The sequence below is a fragment of the Patescibacteria group bacterium genome (assembly GCA_035549555.1).
In the GTDB taxonomy this organism is placed as follows: domain Bacteria; phylum Patescibacteriota; class Microgenomatia; order UBA8517; family UBA8517; genus Co84-156.
The window spans coordinates 544,254-560,550 of the sequence record DASZQR010000010.1 but is presented as its reverse complement, the minus strand read 5'-3'; the positions used below and the strand labels follow the sequence as shown (position 1 = coordinate 560,550).

The 16,297-nt window shown below is 34.9% G+C and carries 22 protein-coding genes; 16 read left to right on the top strand and 6 right to left on the bottom strand.

Going from position 1 to position 16,297, the window contains the following annotated elements:
- Window positions 1-11: 11 nt before the first annotated feature.
- From VG895_03865 to rpsI, 4 genes are read left to right on the top strand one after another with little or no spacing between them, the layout of a single operon-like run.
- Window positions 12-926 (top strand): DNA-directed RNA polymerase subunit alpha, encoded by a 915-nt coding sequence (locus VG895_03865; protein ID HWA52163.1) that lies wholly within the window; start codon window positions 12-14, stop codon window positions 924-926.
- Window positions 919-1,269, top strand: a complete 351-nt coding sequence (gene rplQ, locus VG895_03860) for a 50S ribosomal protein L17 (protein ID HWA52162.1) — start codon at window positions 919-921, stop codon at window positions 1,267-1,269. Before VG895_03865 ends, rplQ begins: the two co-directional genes overlap by 8 nt.
- Complete coding sequence (gene rplM / locus VG895_03855) at window positions 1,269-1,694, top strand: 50S ribosomal protein L13 (protein HWA52161.1); 426 nt, start codon at window positions 1,269-1,271, stop codon at window positions 1,692-1,694. The genes rplQ and rplM overlap by 1 nt, the downstream gene beginning before the upstream one ends.
- The gene (gene rpsI, locus VG895_03850; protein ID HWA52160.1) at window positions 1,694-2,122 is read left to right on the top strand and encodes a 30S ribosomal protein S9; all 429 of its coding nucleotides are present in this window, start codon (window positions 1,694-1,696) and stop codon (window positions 2,120-2,122) included. Before rplM ends, rpsI begins: the two co-directional genes overlap by 1 nt.
- On the opposite strand, the gene VG895_03845 is transcribed toward rpsI, so the two are convergent.
- Window positions 2,119-2,670, bottom strand: a complete 552-nt coding sequence (locus tag VG895_03845; GenBank protein HWA52159.1) for a methyltransferase domain-containing protein — start codon at window positions 2,668-2,670, stop codon at window positions 2,119-2,121. The two genes, rpsI and VG895_03845, sit on opposite strands and share 4 nt — an antisense overlap.
- A gap of 12 nt (window positions 2,671-2,682) precedes the next feature.
- Window positions 2,683-4,212, bottom strand: a complete 1,530-nt coding sequence (locus VG895_03840; protein HWA52158.1) for a glycosyltransferase family 39 protein — start codon at window positions 4,210-4,212, stop codon at window positions 2,683-2,685.
- Between the two features lie 163 nt (window positions 4,213-4,375).
- Here VG895_03840 and recA point away from each other — a divergent pair, with 163 nt between their 5' ends.
- Window positions 4,376-5,464 (top strand): recombinase RecA, encoded by a 1,089-nt coding sequence (recA, locus tag VG895_03835; protein HWA52157.1) that lies wholly within the window; start codon window positions 4,376-4,378, stop codon window positions 5,462-5,464.
- Between the two features lie 4 nt (window positions 5,465-5,468).
- Here the strand turns inward: recA and VG895_03830 are convergent, their stop codons facing one another.
- Window positions 5,469-5,675 carry a hypothetical protein gene (locus tag VG895_03830; GenBank protein HWA52156.1) on the bottom strand — a complete coding sequence of 69 codons (207 nt, stop codon included), beginning with the start codon at window positions 5,673-5,675 and terminating at the stop codon, window positions 5,469-5,471.
- A 38-nt stretch (window positions 5,676-5,713) separates the two neighbouring features.
- On the opposite strand from VG895_03830, the gene VG895_03825 reads away from it, so the two are divergent.
- From VG895_03825 to VG895_03800, 6 genes are all read left to right on the top strand, one after another.
- A complete protein-coding gene (locus VG895_03825; GenBank protein ID HWA52155.1) occupies window positions 5,714-6,343 on the top strand; it encodes a RecX family transcriptional regulator in 630 nt (209 codons plus the stop codon).
- Between the two features lie 65 nt (window positions 6,344-6,408).
- On the top strand, window positions 6,409-7,575 hold the full coding sequence (gene rny / locus VG895_03820) for a ribonuclease Y (GenBank protein HWA52154.1): 1,167 nt from the start codon (window positions 6,409-6,411) through the stop codon (window positions 7,573-7,575).
- Between the two features lie 74 nt (window positions 7,576-7,649).
- Entirely contained in the window at window positions 7,650-7,925 is a 276-nt protein-coding gene (locus tag VG895_03815; GenBank protein HWA52153.1) for an HU family DNA-binding protein, read from the top strand.
- Window positions 7,926-7,940: 15 nt separating this feature from the next.
- On the top strand, window positions 7,941-8,663 hold the full coding sequence (locus VG895_03810) for a hypothetical protein (GenBank protein HWA52152.1): 723 nt from the start codon (window positions 7,941-7,943) through the stop codon (window positions 8,661-8,663).
- Entirely contained in the window at window positions 8,633-9,505 is an 873-nt protein-coding gene (gene miaA, locus VG895_03805; protein HWA52151.1) for a tRNA (adenosine(37)-N6)-dimethylallyltransferase MiaA, read from the top strand. Before VG895_03810 ends, miaA begins: the two co-directional genes overlap by 31 nt.
- Window positions 9,498-10,469, top strand: coding sequence for an AI-2E family transporter (locus VG895_03800; GenBank protein ID HWA52150.1), 972 nt, complete (start codon window positions 9,498-9,500; stop codon window positions 10,467-10,469). Before miaA ends, VG895_03800 begins: the two co-directional genes overlap by 8 nt.
- A gap of 334 nt (window positions 10,470-10,803) precedes the next feature.
- Here VG895_03800 and VG895_03795 read toward each other — a convergent pair whose 3' ends face one another.
- On the bottom strand, window positions 10,804-12,054 hold the full coding sequence (locus VG895_03795) for a dockerin type I repeat-containing protein (protein HWA52149.1): 1,251 nt from the start codon (window positions 12,052-12,054) through the stop codon (window positions 10,804-10,806).
- A gap of 47 nt (window positions 12,055-12,101) precedes the next feature.
- Here VG895_03795 and dtd point away from each other — a divergent pair, with 47 nt between their 5' ends.
- Window positions 12,102-12,539, top strand: a complete 438-nt coding sequence (dtd, locus tag VG895_03790; GenBank protein HWA52148.1) for a D-aminoacyl-tRNA deacylase — start codon at window positions 12,102-12,104, stop codon at window positions 12,537-12,539.
- Window positions 12,540-12,565: 26 nt separating this feature from the next.
- A complete protein-coding gene (locus VG895_03785; GenBank protein ID HWA52147.1) occupies window positions 12,566-13,027 on the top strand; it encodes a hypothetical protein in 462 nt (153 codons plus the stop codon).
- On the opposite strand, the gene nth is transcribed toward VG895_03785, so the two are convergent.
- Both nth and VG895_03775 read right to left on the bottom strand, forming a co-directional pair.
- Entirely contained in the window at window positions 13,020-13,604 is a 585-nt protein-coding gene (gene nth / locus VG895_03780) for an endonuclease III (GenBank protein HWA52146.1), read from the bottom strand. The genes VG895_03785 and nth overlap by 8 nt on opposite strands.
- Window positions 13,605-13,666: 62 nt before the next feature.
- On the bottom strand, window positions 13,667-13,810 hold the full coding sequence (locus VG895_03775) for a DUF5679 domain-containing protein (protein ID HWA52145.1): 144 nt from the start codon (window positions 13,808-13,810) through the stop codon (window positions 13,667-13,669).
- 193 nt (window positions 13,811-14,003) lie between these two features.
- Between VG895_03775 and VG895_03770 the strand changes: the two genes are divergently transcribed.
- Genes VG895_03770 through VG895_03760 form a run of 3 tightly spaced genes read left to right on the top strand, consistent with a single transcriptional unit; the run spans window position 14,004 to window position 16,289 of the window.
- Window positions 14,004-14,435 carry a DUF4446 family protein gene (locus VG895_03770; GenBank protein ID HWA52144.1) on the top strand — a complete coding sequence of 144 codons (432 nt, stop codon included), beginning with the start codon at window positions 14,004-14,006 and terminating at the stop codon, window positions 14,433-14,435.
- 20 nt (window positions 14,436-14,455) lie between these two features.
- On the top strand, window positions 14,456-15,658 hold the full coding sequence (locus VG895_03765; GenBank protein ID HWA52143.1) for a DUF3048 domain-containing protein: 1,203 nt from the start codon (window positions 14,456-14,458) through the stop codon (window positions 15,656-15,658).
- Window positions 15,659-15,704: 46 nt separating this feature from the next.
- Entirely contained in the window at window positions 15,705-16,289 is a 585-nt protein-coding gene (locus VG895_03760; protein HWA52142.1) for a winged helix-turn-helix domain-containing protein, read from the top strand.
- The last annotated feature ends 8 nt before the right edge of the window (window positions 16,290-16,297 follow it).

Below are 16,297 nucleotides of genomic sequence, written 5' to 3'. Positions count from 1 at the left end.
AGGTGAATTTTATGGAGCCAATGTTTGAAATTACAGAAGAAAAACAAGGAGATAATTATTCTAAATTTATAATTTCTCCTCTTCCATATGGTTATGGAAATACTTTGGGAGTAGCCCTTCGCAGGGTTTTACTTTCGAGTCTTAAAGGATCAGCTATTACTCAAGTTAAGATTGCTGGAGTTAAACATCAATTTTCAAGCCTTACAGGAATGAAAGAAGATGTCTTAGACTTTTTGCTTAATCTTAAAAAAGTGAGATTTACTAATGTAAGCGAAACTGCGAAAGCAACACTTGATGTAACAACAAGCGGTGAAGTGAAAGCAGGCGACATTAAAGTCTCAGGAGGAGTTAAAGTAGCAAATCCTGATTTAGTTTTGGCAAACCTTTCAAAAGGAGCAAAATTATCAGCAGCCTTAACTATTGAAAGTGGAGTTGGATATTCTCCATTTGAAGAAAGAGTCAAAGAGGGCGTTGGAGTTATTGCTCTTGATGCGCTTTTTTCACCAATTGTTCGAGTTAACTACAAAGTTGAAGAAACTCGTGTTGGACGAATTACCAATTACGATAAACTTTCAATGGAAGTCTGGACTGATGGAACAATTAAACCAAATGAAGCAGTAAAAGCTGCATCAAATATTTTAGTTTCTTGCTTTAATCAAATCGTTAACCCTAAAGAAGTTAGCAAAAAAGTTGATGCTGAAGTAAAGACAGTTTCCGGACTTGGACAAGTTGGAAAACTTTCAGTTGAAGAAATCGGACTTCCAACAAGAGTAGCTAATGCTCTTGCAAAAGCCGGTTATGAAACAGTTGAAAAACTTGTTAATGCCAAACGCGAAGATTTAATGCATGTACGAAATCTTGGAGAGAAATCTTTGAAGATAATCCGCGCAGCATTAATGGAGAAAGGAGTGGAGTTTAATGTATAAAAAAGTTTACGGGAAAAAACTTTCCCGCGATACTGATACAAGACAAGCTCTTTTTCGGTCTTTGATTGTCTCTTTGATTCTTAATGGAAAAATTGAGACAACAAAGACTAAAGCGAAAGCTATTCAGGCTGATGTAGATAAACTATTTACACTTGTAGCTAAAGACAATGTTGCAAATCGAAGACTCGTTTTATCAAAGCTTGCTAATGATAGTGTCGCTATGGAAAAGATCTTTTCTTTGAAAAAGAAAACGGAAGAAAGGAAATCTGGATTTACCAGAATTACTGTACTTCCTAATAGAAGAGGAGATAATGCACCAATGGTGCGAATGGAATTTGTATGATGAAGAATTTGTTTGTTTCATACCAACCTAAAGCAAAAGAAGTAAAAAGAGACTGGAAGCTATTTGATGCAAAAGATCAAGTACTTGGCAGACTTGCAACTCAAATAGCAATGTCTCTTATGGGTAAAACTAAAGCTACCTACAGCCCACATATGGACAATGGAGATAATGTGGTTGTAATTAATGCAGCAGAAATTACTGTAACAGGCAAAAAAGCTGAACAAAAGAGATATTACGGACATTCAGGATATCCTGGAGGATTTAAAGATATATCTTATGCTCATATGAAGGCAACTCATCCAGAAAGAATAATTGAATTAGCTGTAAAAAGAATGTTACCTGAAAATCGTTTGAGAGATAAAAGAATGGCAAGACTTTTTATAAGCAATGATAGTAATAATCCAAAGAAGGAAATGTTTAAATAATGGCAACTAAAAAGAATTACACTTATGGAGTAGGTAAGCGAAAAAACGCTTCTGCAAGAGTGCGACTTTATAAGCAAAGCTTGCACGGCGATGCCGGTAAAGGAAGCGAGGAAAATACAGTAAACGGACAAGTTGTCGGAAAATATTTTCCAGGAGATGCTGCAAGAGTTTCCTGGAGCAAACCGCTTGAACTACTGATGTTAACTGATAAATATTTCTTTACAGCAAGAGTTACTGGAGGAGGAAAAGAAGGACAACTTGATGCAGTAGTTCATGGGCTTTCAAGAGCTCTTTCAAAAGTAAAAACAGAACACCGTCAGCCTCTTAAAAAAGCAGGACTCTTGAAAAGAGATTCAAGAGAACGCGAAAGAAGAAAGATGAACACTGGTGGAAAAGCGAGACGTCGTAAGCAATCTCCAAAACGTTAATTCTTTTTTGCAACTAAAATAATTCTTTGCTGGTTTTTACCTGATTTAGTTTGACCAATAAAATTATTTTTATAAAGTATTTCCCAATCTTTGTAAAACTCGATAAATTCTTCTGAAGTTGGATAAAATCTTTTTTTATTGATTTCAAATTCACCTTTATTTGTAAAGGTGATAATTATATTAATTCCGTTTTTGTTTGTGTGATTTTTAATGTCTTTAATTAAATTAATTGCAATTTCTTTTTCAAGAAAATGTAAAACATAAAAGCAGATAATGTTGTCGTAATTATTATTTATTTGGAAATTATTTAGATCTGCGTTTATTGTTTCAATTTTTAAATTTTGTAACTTAGATTCTTTTGATAGAATTTCTAGCGCTTCTTTGTCTACATCAATGTTTGTAACTTTAAATTTGTTTTTTGCTAAGAATAAATCATTAACTCCGTCAGAACCACCAATATCTAATACTGTTCCAGGTTTTAATATATTTAAATTGTTAATTAAAACCGGATTTGTATTTTGTGACCATTTTGGATTTATGATTGTCATTTATTAATTATATTAAATTCTTATTGGTTTGTATTCCCAGACTCTGTAATTAACAGTTCCATTATAACTAAACTCTTTAATTATTTTTGCATCTTCGTGAGTTTTAATCGGATCAGTTGTACACTGGCCGTTATCAATTACTAAAATCTTTTTTATATTTTTATTTTTTAAAGCTTCATCAAAAGCATTAGCTCGAGGGCATCTTGTGTTGTCCCAAACAATATTTTCGTATTGCCACTTGCCATTATATCCAGCTTCTAAAGCTTTATTAACATCTTTTGGATTATAGCCATGGAAAAAATAAAACCAAGGATAAGGGCTATCAGGGTCATTAGTTACATAAATTAAATCGTAGTTATTTTTATTTTGATAAATATAATTTGAAAGAGATTTTGTTTGGGGATCTCTATATTCAAAAGCAATATTATTTGTAGTATTAAAATAATTTATACAAAAACTTATAAAACTGAAAGCGATACAAAAGAGAAAAATTTTAAATATTAATTTTTGATTTTCGTAAAAATAATTTAGGCCAATTGCTGCAATGATAATTAAAAATGGCAACATAAAAAAAGCACGGTGAAGATTGGGGGAATCTTCTAAAGTAAGACTTGCTGGGATTGGGCCCAATGCAAAAAACAAAAGTAAGATTTTATTTTTATTTGTTTTTAAAATGATATATATTCCTAAAAGGAATAATACGAATATCGGAATTGAGATGATGCCCACATTTGCAGTTGTATATCTGAAAGGTTTCGCAATGTCACCAATAAAAAAGTTTGGATCAAGATAGGTGGTGTAATTTATTATTATATTTCTTAAATTGGGATTAGGGAGAGCTACCTGACTTAACCTTGCTTCTCCTTGTGGGCTAAATAGCAAAAAAGAAGAGAATAAAGTTACTAAAAATAAGCCGATAAAAGTTTTTTTTGAGTAAAGAAATTTTCTATACTCACTTGCGAGTAAATAATAAACCCAAAAGAAAATCAATATTGGGCTCATGACTCGAGCTGAGTGGTAAAACAAAAAACTTAACCCTAATAGTAAAAAAGAGAGAACTGGTTTTCTGATTAATAATGCAAGAGAAGATAAGATTAGAAATCCAGAGATTACGACCTCAGAAGTTGCACGAGAAGTTGCGACATGCCAGGGAATTATTGAAAGAAGAAAACAAGAAAGCAAAGAAATTTTTTTGTTTTTGGTAATTTGGTAACTTAAAAAATATAGAGGAAAAATTGTTAGTGCTCCAAAAAGACTTGATGCAAAACGAACTGCAAAAACATTTCTACCAAAAAGAATTATAAAAGGAATGCTTGCATAAAAAATTCCTGTGGGACGATAATCTCCAAAAGAATTGTAATAAAGAGAAAATAAATTTCCGTGGTCATCTTTTAGAGTTTTTATAATTGATAAAGATTCCCAGGCAACTTTTGCTTCGTCAACATGAAAGCCAAGAGGAAAAGTGTTTAAATTGTAAAGCCTTATAATTAGTGCAAGAAGAAATATTATGAAGAGGAATTTATTTTTTTTGACGAACTGCATGCCAATGCGACTATAGCATATTTCTGTTAGAATATATCATTCTCGGGGTATAGTATAACGGCTAGTATGCGTGCATGGGGTGTACGTGATCCCAGTTCAATTCTGGGTACCCCGACAAACATTTCCCTCTTGTAATTTCCTATAAGTATTGTTATTTTGATGTATGGCAAAGGCGAAGAAAGACCTAACAGAAGCTCCAGTTCCACAAGAGGGTGCAAGCGAAAGATTACAAGCTATTAAACTTGCAATGGACCAAATTGAAAAACAATATGGCAAAGGTTCGATTATGAGATTAGGTGCGCAGATGGACGGGAAAATGAAAATTGAAGTTATTTCAACTGGAGTAATTGCACTGGACCTTGCACTTGGAGTCGGAGGATTTCCACGAGGACGTATTATTGAAATTTACGGGCCTGAAGCTTCTGGAAAAACTACACTTGCTCTTTCTACAATTGCACAAGCACAGAAACTTGGCGGGCAATGTGCTTTTGTTGATGCAGAACATGCACTTGACCCGGTTCGCGCTGAACAGCTTGGAGTGAATTTGGATGATTTACTACTTTCACAACCTGATACTGGAGAGCAAGCTTTGGAAATTGTAGAGACATTGGTGAGAAGCGGAGCGCTTGACGTGATTGTAGTTGATTCTGTTGCAGCTTTAGTTCCCCGCGCCGAAATAGAAGGAGCTATGGGAGATGCTGTGATGGGAATGCAAGCCCGTTTAATGTCGCAGGCACTTCGAAAACTTACTGGTGCAATTTCAAAATCTAAAACAGTTTTGATTTTTACAAATCAATTAAGGCAAAAAATTGGAGTGATGTTTGGAAATCCAGAAACAACAACTGGAGGAATGGCTTTGAAATTTTATGCATCTGTTCGTTTGGATGTAAGAAGAATTGAGCCAATTAAAGACGGAGATAATGTAATTGGAAACAGAACACGAGTAAGAGTTGTTAAAAATAAAGTAGCACCGCCGCTTCGTGTTGCTGAGTTTGACATTATGAATGATGGAATAAGTCGAGAAGGCGGACTAATGGATGTTGCAGTGGACCTTGGAATAATTGAAAAGAAAGGAAGTTTTTTTAGTTATAACGGCGCTGTTATTGCACAAGGACGAGAAGGAGCAAAGGCGTATTTGAAAGAAAATAAAAATATTGCTGATGAAATTGACAAGAAAATACGCGAAAAAGCTACAACAGGCAAAACTCCAAGAGAAATTGGGGAAGAGAAAAAAGAGGATGGGGAAGAATAGTTAACTATTTCGTTTCGCAGATAACTTTACTTTCAGTTTCAGGAAATTGAGCGCGTACTACTTCTACAATTTTTACACCTGGTAATTTTCCTAAACTAAGTCCTAAAGCTAAAGCTTCGTTGTCATTGTTAGTTATCCAGGTGTTAGTTTTATTTGGATTAAACTTGAAGCCTGCCTCGTTTTGTGTGGTGGGTCGAATTTCTGTGATCATTTTGAGAATTATAAATCTTGTGATGTTAGAATGCAATTATGGCAATAATTACCCAACTAAAACAACAAGAAGATAAAAACAGAGTCAATGTTTATTTGGACAATAAATTTGGATTTGGAATTGATTTGGATAATTTTGTTTTATTAAATTTAAAACTAAATCAGGAGTTAAATGAACAAGAAATTGAGGAAATTATTAAAAAAGCTGAGTTTCAGAAAACGTTTGATAGAGTTTTTAAATGGAGTACTTCAAGACCTCATAGCGAAAAAGAAATAAAAGATTATTTGAAACGCAAAAAAGTACCTAACGTTTTATATAAAGATCTATTTGAAAAATTAAGCCAATTTGGAGTAGTTAATGATGAAGAATTTGCAAGATTTTGGATAGAATCACGAAACAGTTTTAATGCAAAACCAAAAAAAGTTTTAAGGATGGAATTAAAAATGAAAGGAATAAATGACGAAATAATGAATAAAATGCTTGAAAATACTCAAATTGATGAAGAAAAAATGGCATTAAATTTACTTCAAAAAAGAAAAATACACTTCGAAAATATTGAAAAAACTAAACGAAAACAGAAAATGATTGCTTATTTGGCCGGCCGAGGATTTGCCTTTGAGCTTGCTAAAAAGACCATAGAAAGATATAATAGTGGCGAAGATGAATGAGTTAAAGATTAGTTTTAACTTCAGTACCGAAATTAAATAATTTCTGCTGTCTTCAAATTTAAAATATGGCAAACAAACAAGATGAATATATTGAAAAATTAGAAAAAGTGTCGGGAATGACACGCGACGAGGCAAAGCGAGAACTTCTTAACGAAGTCCAGAAAGATTTGACTGCTGAAATTGCAAAGAAAATTAAGCAAGCAGAAGAACGCATAAAAACTGAAGCAAACGAAAAAGCTCGAGAGGTAATAGTTGATGCAATGAAGCATGGAGCAACAAGCTACAGTGCTGAATATTCTATTTCTACAGTAACGCTTCCAAGCGAGGAAGTTAAAGGAAAAATTATTGGACGTGAAGGAAGAAATATTCGCAGCTTTGAATCAACAACTGGAGTTGAAGTGGAAATGGATGAAGGAAATGTAATTAGACTTTCTTCGTTTGATTCGCTTCGACGTGAAGTTGCTAAAAGGGCTCTTGAGATTTTAATTAAAGATGCAAGAATCCAGCCTTCAAGAATTGAAGAAGTTGTAGCACAAGTTCGCTCTCAAATGGAAGAAGTGTTACTTGAAGAAGGTAAGAAAATTGCTAGTGAATGTGGTGTGTTTAATTTACCGGTTGAGCTTCTTAAATTACTTGGAAGATATAGATTTAGAACTTCTTATGGACAAAACTTGGGAATTCATACAATTGAAGAAACAAAAATCGGGGTACATATTGCTGAAGAGCTTGGAGCAAATGTGGAAACCGTAAGGCTTGGATGCCTTTTCCATGATATTGGAAAAGTTGTAACAGAAGAGGAAGGAACACATGTGCAAACTGGTGTTGCAACTTTGAAAAGATTTGGAATGCCAAAGGAAGTAGTGAATGCTGTAGCAGAACATCATGAAGATAAGCCATTTTCTTCAATTGAATCTGTAATTGTTTGGACAGCGGACGCCATTTCAGGAAGCCGACCTGGAGCACGATATGAACCTCATGAAGAATATGTAAAACGTATGACTAAAATTGAAGAAGTTGCCGGGAGATTTGAAGGAGTTGCCTCAGCGATAGCATTTCAAGCAGGACGCGATGTGAGAGTTGTTGTTAACCCTGACGAAGTTGATGATGACAGGATGACAGTTTTAGCTCATGACATTGCAAAAGCACTTGAGAGAGAAGCAAGCTATGCAGGGCAAATTAAAGTAACTGTGATTCGAGAAGTTCGCGCAAGCGATACAACTGCTGCACATTAAAGAGCTTGACTTTTTGAGATTATTTTATTATTCTCTAACTTACAAAGATAAGCGAAGCTTGTAATTAAAAAATTATGACAAAGAAAGAATTAGTTGAACAAGTTGCACGAAAAGCACACTTAACAAAAAAAGGAGCAGAAGAAGCAGTTGATGTATTTTTAGATGAACTTGGACGCGTTCTTGCAAAAGGAGAAAAAGTAGTACTTAGCGGATTTGGAACTTTCAGAGTTATTTCTATGAAAGGAAAAACTGTGAGGATTCCAAAGACTGACAAATTTGTAACAATAAAATCTCATAGATCTCCAAGATTTACTCCAGGGAAGAAACTTAAAAGACAAGTAGCTAAGTGATGATATAATTGCCTTATGGCAAATAAAAGCGAAACTCCAAAAACTGGAAAAGAACTTCATGAGGAAGTTGAGAAACTTCGAGAAAATGGACACTTTTGGAAGGCTTTGAAAATTTCATATGACGCCATCGCAGCTTATATAAATGAGAAAAATTATTCTTCACTTTCTGATTTAGAGGGATCAATTTCTCTCACCTACAGGCATTTATTTAATCAAACCGGGGATAAAAATTATTTGGTTTTGGCAGAAAGCGCTGCAGAATGCGGAATAGAAATTGCTAAATTTAATAACTTAGAAAATGCAGTTGCTATACCAACTTATAATTTGGCAAAGGTTCAAGAAGAAATGGGAAGTGTTGGTGAAGCTGCTGAGACTTATGAAGATGCACTTGAAGTTTTCCAGAAGAATCCACCGCAGGATCATAATCGGCCTGGAGTATTGGCTGATATGAAAATACATGCGTTTACCTGCCAATATAAAGCTGGAGACAAAAGTGCTTTACCAAAAGTTTTATCTGCAATTGAAGAATTACAAAAATCTGGCGAAGAAACTGTGTCTAAGTATAATTATGATGTTTGGTTGAGTGGTGCACATATAAAGCTTGCTGAAGCTTTGAAAGACGAAGACAAAGATCTTGCAAGAAAACATTTGGATGAAGCGAAGAAAATTATTGATGGAAATGCAGACCTAAAGCTACGTAAAGAACAATGGGAAAAACTATCACAAAACTTCTCGTAATTTGTGGACCAACTGCGACCGGGAAAACTAAATTTGCTTCATATTTGGCATCTAAATATAACGGAGTTTTAATATCTGCTGATTCGCGAATGGTATATAAGTACATGAATATTGGAACAGGAAAAGATATTGAAAAATACGGTGAAATTCTTGGATATGATCTTGTTTGTCCGGATGAGGAATTTTCAGTATCGGATTATGTGAAGTTTGCCGATAATGAGGTTAAAAAAATAAAGAACCAAAAAAAGTTACCAATAATTGTTGGTGGAACTGGATTTTATATTAAAGCAGTTGTTGATAATTTAGATAGAGTTCATGTGCCAAAGAATTTAGAGCTCAGAAAAAAACTTGAAAATTTAACCGCTGACGATCTTTATGCATTAATTATGAAGATTAAGCCTGAAGAAGCTTTAAAGCTGAATGAGTCTGATAGAAAAAACGCACGAAGATTGATAAGACTACTTGAAGTTTTAGAAGCAGACAAAGACCTTAGAAAAGATATTGAAAAAATAAAATTCGACAGTGTTTTGTGGATTGGTTTGAAATTGGATAAAAACAAACTGGAAGTAAGGATTAAACAAAGAGTCCAAGAGAGAATTAAAAATGGTTTTGAGAAAGAATATGAGTTTTTGAAAAAGAAGGATTACTTGAGATATGCTCCTTCACGAACAATTGGGTACAAAGATTGGCCATATGTAAAGCGCTGGGAAATTGAGGAAATAAAATACGCAAAACGACAAGTGACTTGGTTTAAAAAAGATGAAAGAATAAACTGGTTTGATATTTCGGATAAAAACTGGCAAAATAAAGCAGAAATTTTGATAAGAAACTGGTATGCCTAGAAAAATTGAAATATCACATAAAACTATTTTATTTACCTTTTTTGTAATTGGGGCGATACTTTTTCTCTGGACTATTCGAGATATAATCGTAATTTTGTTTGTGGCGATTTTGATTACAGTTACATTAAACCCAATTGTGCGCAGATTATCTAAATTTAAAATTCCTAAAGCACTTTCTGTTTTTATAGTTTATATTGCATTTTTTGGGATATTAATTGTTTGTCTTGCTGGAATTATTCCCGCCTTAATTGATCAAACTACAAATTTTGCTGCAGGACTTCCTACTTATATTGAGAATCTTCATATTTCTACAGCAATTACATCCCAGATTTCTAATCAATTTTTGGCGAGATTGGGGGATGTCCCAAGCAGTGTTTTAAATATTGGAATTGGTGTTGTGTCAAATATATTTACAATACTTACAATTTTAACCTTCGCTTTTTATCTTTTGATGGCGCTTGATAAGCTTGATTTGCAACTTACTAACTTTATTGGCGAAAAACATGCAAAAGATATAGCTCTTTTTATACAGGAACTTGAATTAAAACTTGGTGGGTGGGCTCGAGGGCAGGTGCTTTTAATGTTTGCTGTAGGAATATTAAATTATATAGGGCTTACAATTTTGGGAATACCTTATGCACTTCCGCTTGGAATTTTTGCGGGATTAATGGAAATAGTTCCTTATGCAGGGCCTATTATTGGCGCAGTCCCTGCAATTGTGATTGGTTTTGGAATAACTCCAGTTATGGGAGTTGCTGTTACTGCTTTAGCGTTTTTGATTCAACAACTTGAAAATTATATACTTGCTCCAAAAATAATGCAGAAATCTGTTGGAGTTCCGCCGATTGTAACCCTTTTATCGCTTGCAATTGGACTTAAACTTGCAGGAATAGTTGGAGTTTTAATTTCTATTCCGCTTGTTATTACACTTCAAATTCTTGTAAAAAGAAGGTTTTTGGCTTGATAAATGGTATAATAGTCATGCTCTGGAGGAAGGGTGATCGCTCAGTTCGACTTCGCAAGAGGTCGCTCAGAGAGGAAAGTCCAGGCAGCTTAAAGGAAGAGGACCCAGCGTAAACTGGGATACGAATTTAGCCGTAAGGCTAAGTAAGTACTAGTTAGAGCAACAGAGACGAGTCGAATTCAAGTCTAAAGCTTGAAAACGGGTGAAACGGGCAATCCTCCTCGCTGCAACTGACGAATGGAACTTAAGGTGCCTTTACCGGTTTCCGAAGATGCAGGCATAGACAGATGATTACCTAAAACAGAACCTGGCTTACTAGCCTTCAGAGCAAATTTTAAGGGTTTAGATAGAAATTTGAAGAGCTTGCTTGAGTGAGAATTCTGAATTTGCTCCAAGGAATTAAATTACGCAAAAAGTAAGAGGAAGATACACCAACGTTTTTCCATGCTGTTGTGTCAAGACTTGTTCCTTCGCTTCCCATGAACTCACGAGCATAAAATCCAACTGATCCACCTGTGTCGACAAGCCATGCACCGTAATCTTGAAGGGCTTTAGCGACTATTCTTGCTGGTCCTGTAGGGAGAGTGGTTATATCAAATGTCGGGTCTAATTGTAAACGGGCTCCATATGGAAGTGCATTCGGATTGGAAGAATAACCGTCGCCTGATCTTGAAGGCCACCAATAAGTGTTTTTTGATACAGCACTCCCTGAGATACTAAGTGCAAGAGCATGATTTATTTGGCCTGCGGCAATTTCTTCTGGCCAAATTAGACCTCCAAAATAAGAAAGACCGTTTGCACGGCCGCCCCAGGCACCGCCATCATGCATTGTTATTCCATCTCCCACTTGGGATAGATCTGTCCAACCGTAAGCTGCATAGTTTGCCGTATAGTCGACATGCTGACCTTGGTATGTTAGATTAGCTGTTTTAAAGGACCAAGCGCTCCAGCCATGGTTGTTAGTAGTATCTATGATTGCTATCTTGTGATCTGCTCCAGCACCTCCGCCATCCCATGAAGCATAAAAATTATTATCTACGGGCATTAACCCAAAAGTACATTTTATTAGAGAGCCATTGTCTTGTAATCCACAAACATTTTTCCTGGGAGTATTGGAGTCTGCAAAATAAACAGGAACTGACCAGCTTTCGCCCGTTCCCGAAACGACAAAAGGAGCAGTTGTTTGATTATCTGATTCGCTTGCAAGGAGTGCAATCATCTGAGATGAATTTGCGGCAATTGATTGATTGGATTCATTTATTGGTTTATTCCAGATACTGTTTGGATTAAAAGGACGAATATAGGTACCAATTGGTGCAGCAGTGGGTGATGGGGGTGAAGTTGGTGCAACCATACCATATTCTGCTAACCAGATAGTGTAGTCAATGCCATCAATTTTAGCATCAGAATTAAAGTCACCGGCGGTGAGATTTGATTTATTGAAGTTTGATAGCCAGAGGGAGTAATCAGCACTATCTACTTTGCCATCGTGATTAGCGTCAGCTTTTATGGCTTGAGCTTCCACTGAACCTTTGAGAATTAATATTAAGGATATGGCCAGAAAAACGGCTAATAGCTTCTTCATTTATAAAGATAGTACCAGATATATGGTATCATTTGTAATCAAATTATATGAAATTAATTATTCAACGAGTAAATCGAGCCAAAGTTATCAGAGTTGCCGAGGTGACAGGACAAATTGATAAAGGACTATTTGTACTAGTTGGTGTTAAAAAAGGAGATACAACAAAACAAGCTGAAGAGTTGGCAAATAAGCTTGTTAAACTGCGAATTATGTCTGACGAAAACGAAAAAATGAATTTGAACCTAGTTGATGCAAAAGGAAAAATTCTGGCTGTGTCACAGTTTACGCTTTATGCAAACACAAAAGATGGAAACAGGCCAAGTTTTTTGGATGCGGAAACTCCTGATAAGGCAAAAGTTATTTATGAACACTTTGTAAAAATAATAAAGAATTTAGGAATTGATTGCGAAATTGGAAGCTTTGGAAATTATATGAAAATTGATACTGAACTTGATGGACCAGTGACTATTGTTTTAGAAAACTAAATGATATATTATGATATAATTGTTGTATGTTAAGAGATGAGAGATTAACACCTGAAAGTATTAGGCAGGGACAAGTAAATGTTCTTCTTGTTGCCGGTAAGACTCCAGATATTTTGATTAGACGTTCTTTGGTTCGCGATAGTGATATTCATATAGCAGATAGATTAATGTATAACGCAAAGAAGTTTAGAAAATTTCTTGCCAAGCCGGATGATCGGTATGATGTAGTAGTTTTTGAAGGAGATAATCTTTCTGATAGCTGGTTAAATGGACATGAAGGTATGCAATTGGCTAGTGTAATTAAAATCAGAAAACCTGATCTTCCAGTTATTTTAGTCAGTTCAACTCTTGATCTTGAAACTCTTAAAAGTGGATTTAATTTGGGAATTGACAACATGTTTCATCGTGCATTATTCTTTGGAGATCAGGAAGAAGAACACAAAGGTTTGTGGTTAGTAGATGCGGTTAAGAAAAGTGCTTCTAAATAAGCCTGTTCTCTTTTAAAAATTCTTTGACCAGTCTTTCACTTCGGTATTGCTGGCCAATACTGACAAATAATTTGTTTGTTTCACTCCAATATTTTTTTGGAAGAACTTCCATTAATTTTATTTCTGTTTCTTCTGGAGTTTTGGTGTGAACCCAGCCGAGCATGTTGCTTATTTTAAAGACATGTGTATCAACTGCAATTGCGGGAGTATTAAAGGCGCGATTAATAACTAAATTAGCAGTTTTTCTTCCTACACCTGGCAGTTCCATTAATTCTTCACGAGTGTCTGGAATTTTATCGATTGTGTGAGCTAATTCGTAAATGTGTTTGGCTTTGGTTTTATAGAAACTAATTGGTTTAATTATTTCTTCAATTTTATTTTGACTTAATTTTTTTAAAGATTTTAAGTCAGGGGCGACTTTAAATAAATCTTTGGCGACGTTTACTGTTACGCTATCGCGAGTTCTTGCTGACATCAGGGTTGAAATTAAAGCAGTGTAGGGATCTGTAAAAATTTCAAGGGGAACTAAAACGTAATGTTTTTTGAATATTTTAAAGACTTCTTTGTAATTATTCATAACCTTCTCTAACAAAAGTATCCCGAATAAACGGGAGTACTTTTGTGTTTTAAAATGAAAGATTATTTATTGCTTCCGATTTTAAACATTGTTGTGCCACAAACTTCACAAACTGCTTTTGTAGCCTTTTTACCATTTTTCATGGTAACTTCTTGTGCATCTTTTCCTTCTCTTTTTGTTCTGCACTTTACGCAATACATTGACATTTATGAATCACCCCCATTCGAATGAGACCAGTATAACACTGAAGTAAGATAGGCACGAAATTAACTTTTTTAAAAATATGTTTTTATCAGCTTCAATTAAAATAAATTTGCCGAAAGATCAAATAAATTCGCGATTTGTAATTTATGAAATTTTATTTTTGAAATGCTACTTGACAGGCCGTATAATTATTAGATGGAAACTAACCCCTTGATAATAATTTTATTTCTTGTCACACTATTATGGTTAGGCGGTTTGACGTTTTTTTTAGTCAAAATTTTTAAGCAGTTAACTGAGTTTAATAAAGGAATAAAACAAATTAATTTTGATTTAAATAAAGATATTGTTTCTGATATTAATAAAAAATTAAGATATTTGGAAGGACGTGAACTTACTCATATTCAAAAAGTTGGTATGATAAGATTTAATCCCTTTAATGAAACTGGAGGAGATAATAGTTTTGCAATTTCACTTCTTGATGGAGAAGCAAACGGAATTGTAATAACAGGGCTCCACAGTAGAGATAAAACTCGAATATATGCTAAAAAAATTGAAAAAGGACAGAGTAAATTTGAACTATCTAAAGAAGAACAAGCAGCGGTAAGCTTAGGAATAAGACAAAGATAATGCAGAAATTTAATAAATTAATGAAAACAAAATGGGGAATGATTGGATTTTTTGTTGTTCTTTTTGTGATTGCTGTCGGACTTTCATGGGTTTTATTCTCATTTGTATTTAAAGCAAATACTCCTGGAGTGAACAGTGCAAATGTAAATGATGCAAGAAGCAAAATTGCAAGCCTTCCAAAAACTGAACCGTGCCCTATTAATGGTGAACTTTATACTTCTGAGGAAAAATCTATCTGGAATGGACGACGTCCTGCATTTGTAATGGTTGAAAATCATGTTGATTCAAGGCCACCAAACGGGCTTTCAAAGGCTGACTGGGTATATGAGGCCGTAGCAGAAGGGGGAATTACAAGATTTGGAGCTGTATTTTATTGCGGAACTGCTGCAGGAGACGTGACTGTTGCACCAGTTCGTAGCTCCAGGGTCTACTTTATAAATAGCGCTTCTGAGTACGGAGATAGGCCGCTTTATGTACACGTAGGGGGGGCAAATGATTACGGGGCAAATGGCGGGCCAAAGCCTAACGGGGAAATTGATCCAAGAGTTGATGCTCTTGGGCTTTTGACACAAATTGGTTGGAGAATTCCTGGAGGAAATGATTATGATGCATCTTATGATGCGGGATACCCAATATTTTTTAGGAATCTTGAACGATTAGGACATCCGATTGCTATTGAACACACAATGGAAATTTCAACTGATGCACTTTATCAGGATGCCGAGAAACGAGGACTTGCCTATACTGCAAAAGACGGAACTCCTTGGACTAAAGGATTTGTTCCTTATAATTTTGTTGATGATAATAAAGCAAGCAGCCCTACTGCAACTGACATTAAGTTTGATTTTTGGAGCAGTCAGCCTGATTACAGCGTTGAATGGAAATATGATGCTAAAAATAATGATTATCTTCGATGGGATGGAGGCCAGCCTCATACTGACGGAGATTATAATAATGTACAACTTTCAGCAAAAAATATTATTGTGATGCAAGTACAAGAAACTGGGCCAGTTGATAGTGAGGAGCATATGATTGAGCAAAATATAGGAACTGGTAAAGCACTACTTTTCCAAAACGGAACAGTTACAAATATTACCTGGACCAAAAATGACAGGACAAGCAGAACAAAGTTTACTGACGGCAATGGAAAAGAAATTTCATTTGTAAGAGGAGTTACCTGGGTTGAGGAAATTCCATCAGGAAATAGTGTAAATTATAATTAGTAAAGTCTGCCCTTTTGTGTTATGATCGAGTAAATTAAATTATCATATGGCAGATCTTTCGAATATTATTACTTCAAAAGTTAGAATTGAAATTTTGGAACTTTTTTATTCCAATCCTACAGAAATGTACCATGTGCGAGGAATTGTTCGCGAAATTAATGAAGAAATTAATGCAGTAAGGCGAGAACTTACAAAACTTGAATCCGCCGGAATTATTAAAAAAGAGGCGAGAGGAAATAGAGTTTATTATTTTTTGAGAGAAGATTATGAAATGTATGGAGATTTAATCTCTATGGTAGCTAAAACTAAAGGATTGGGTAGAGACTTAATTGCAAATAAAGGCAAAATTGGAAGACCTCTTTATATTATGTTTAGCGGACGTTTTGCAAGGCATAAGAAGCGCAAAAAAGATGATGATGTTGATATTTTAGTTGTTGGAGATATTACTCTTCCGGAGCTTGCAACGTTAATTAGAGCTGAAGAATCAAGGCGAAAAGGAGAAATTAATTATACTGTGATGACAAGGGATGAACTGCTTTTTCGTAAACAGCGACGTGATCCGTTTCTTGCTGGAATACTTTCAATGAGCAGAGTTATGGTTATTGGTGATGAGGATGATTTAGTTAGCTAGATAAAATA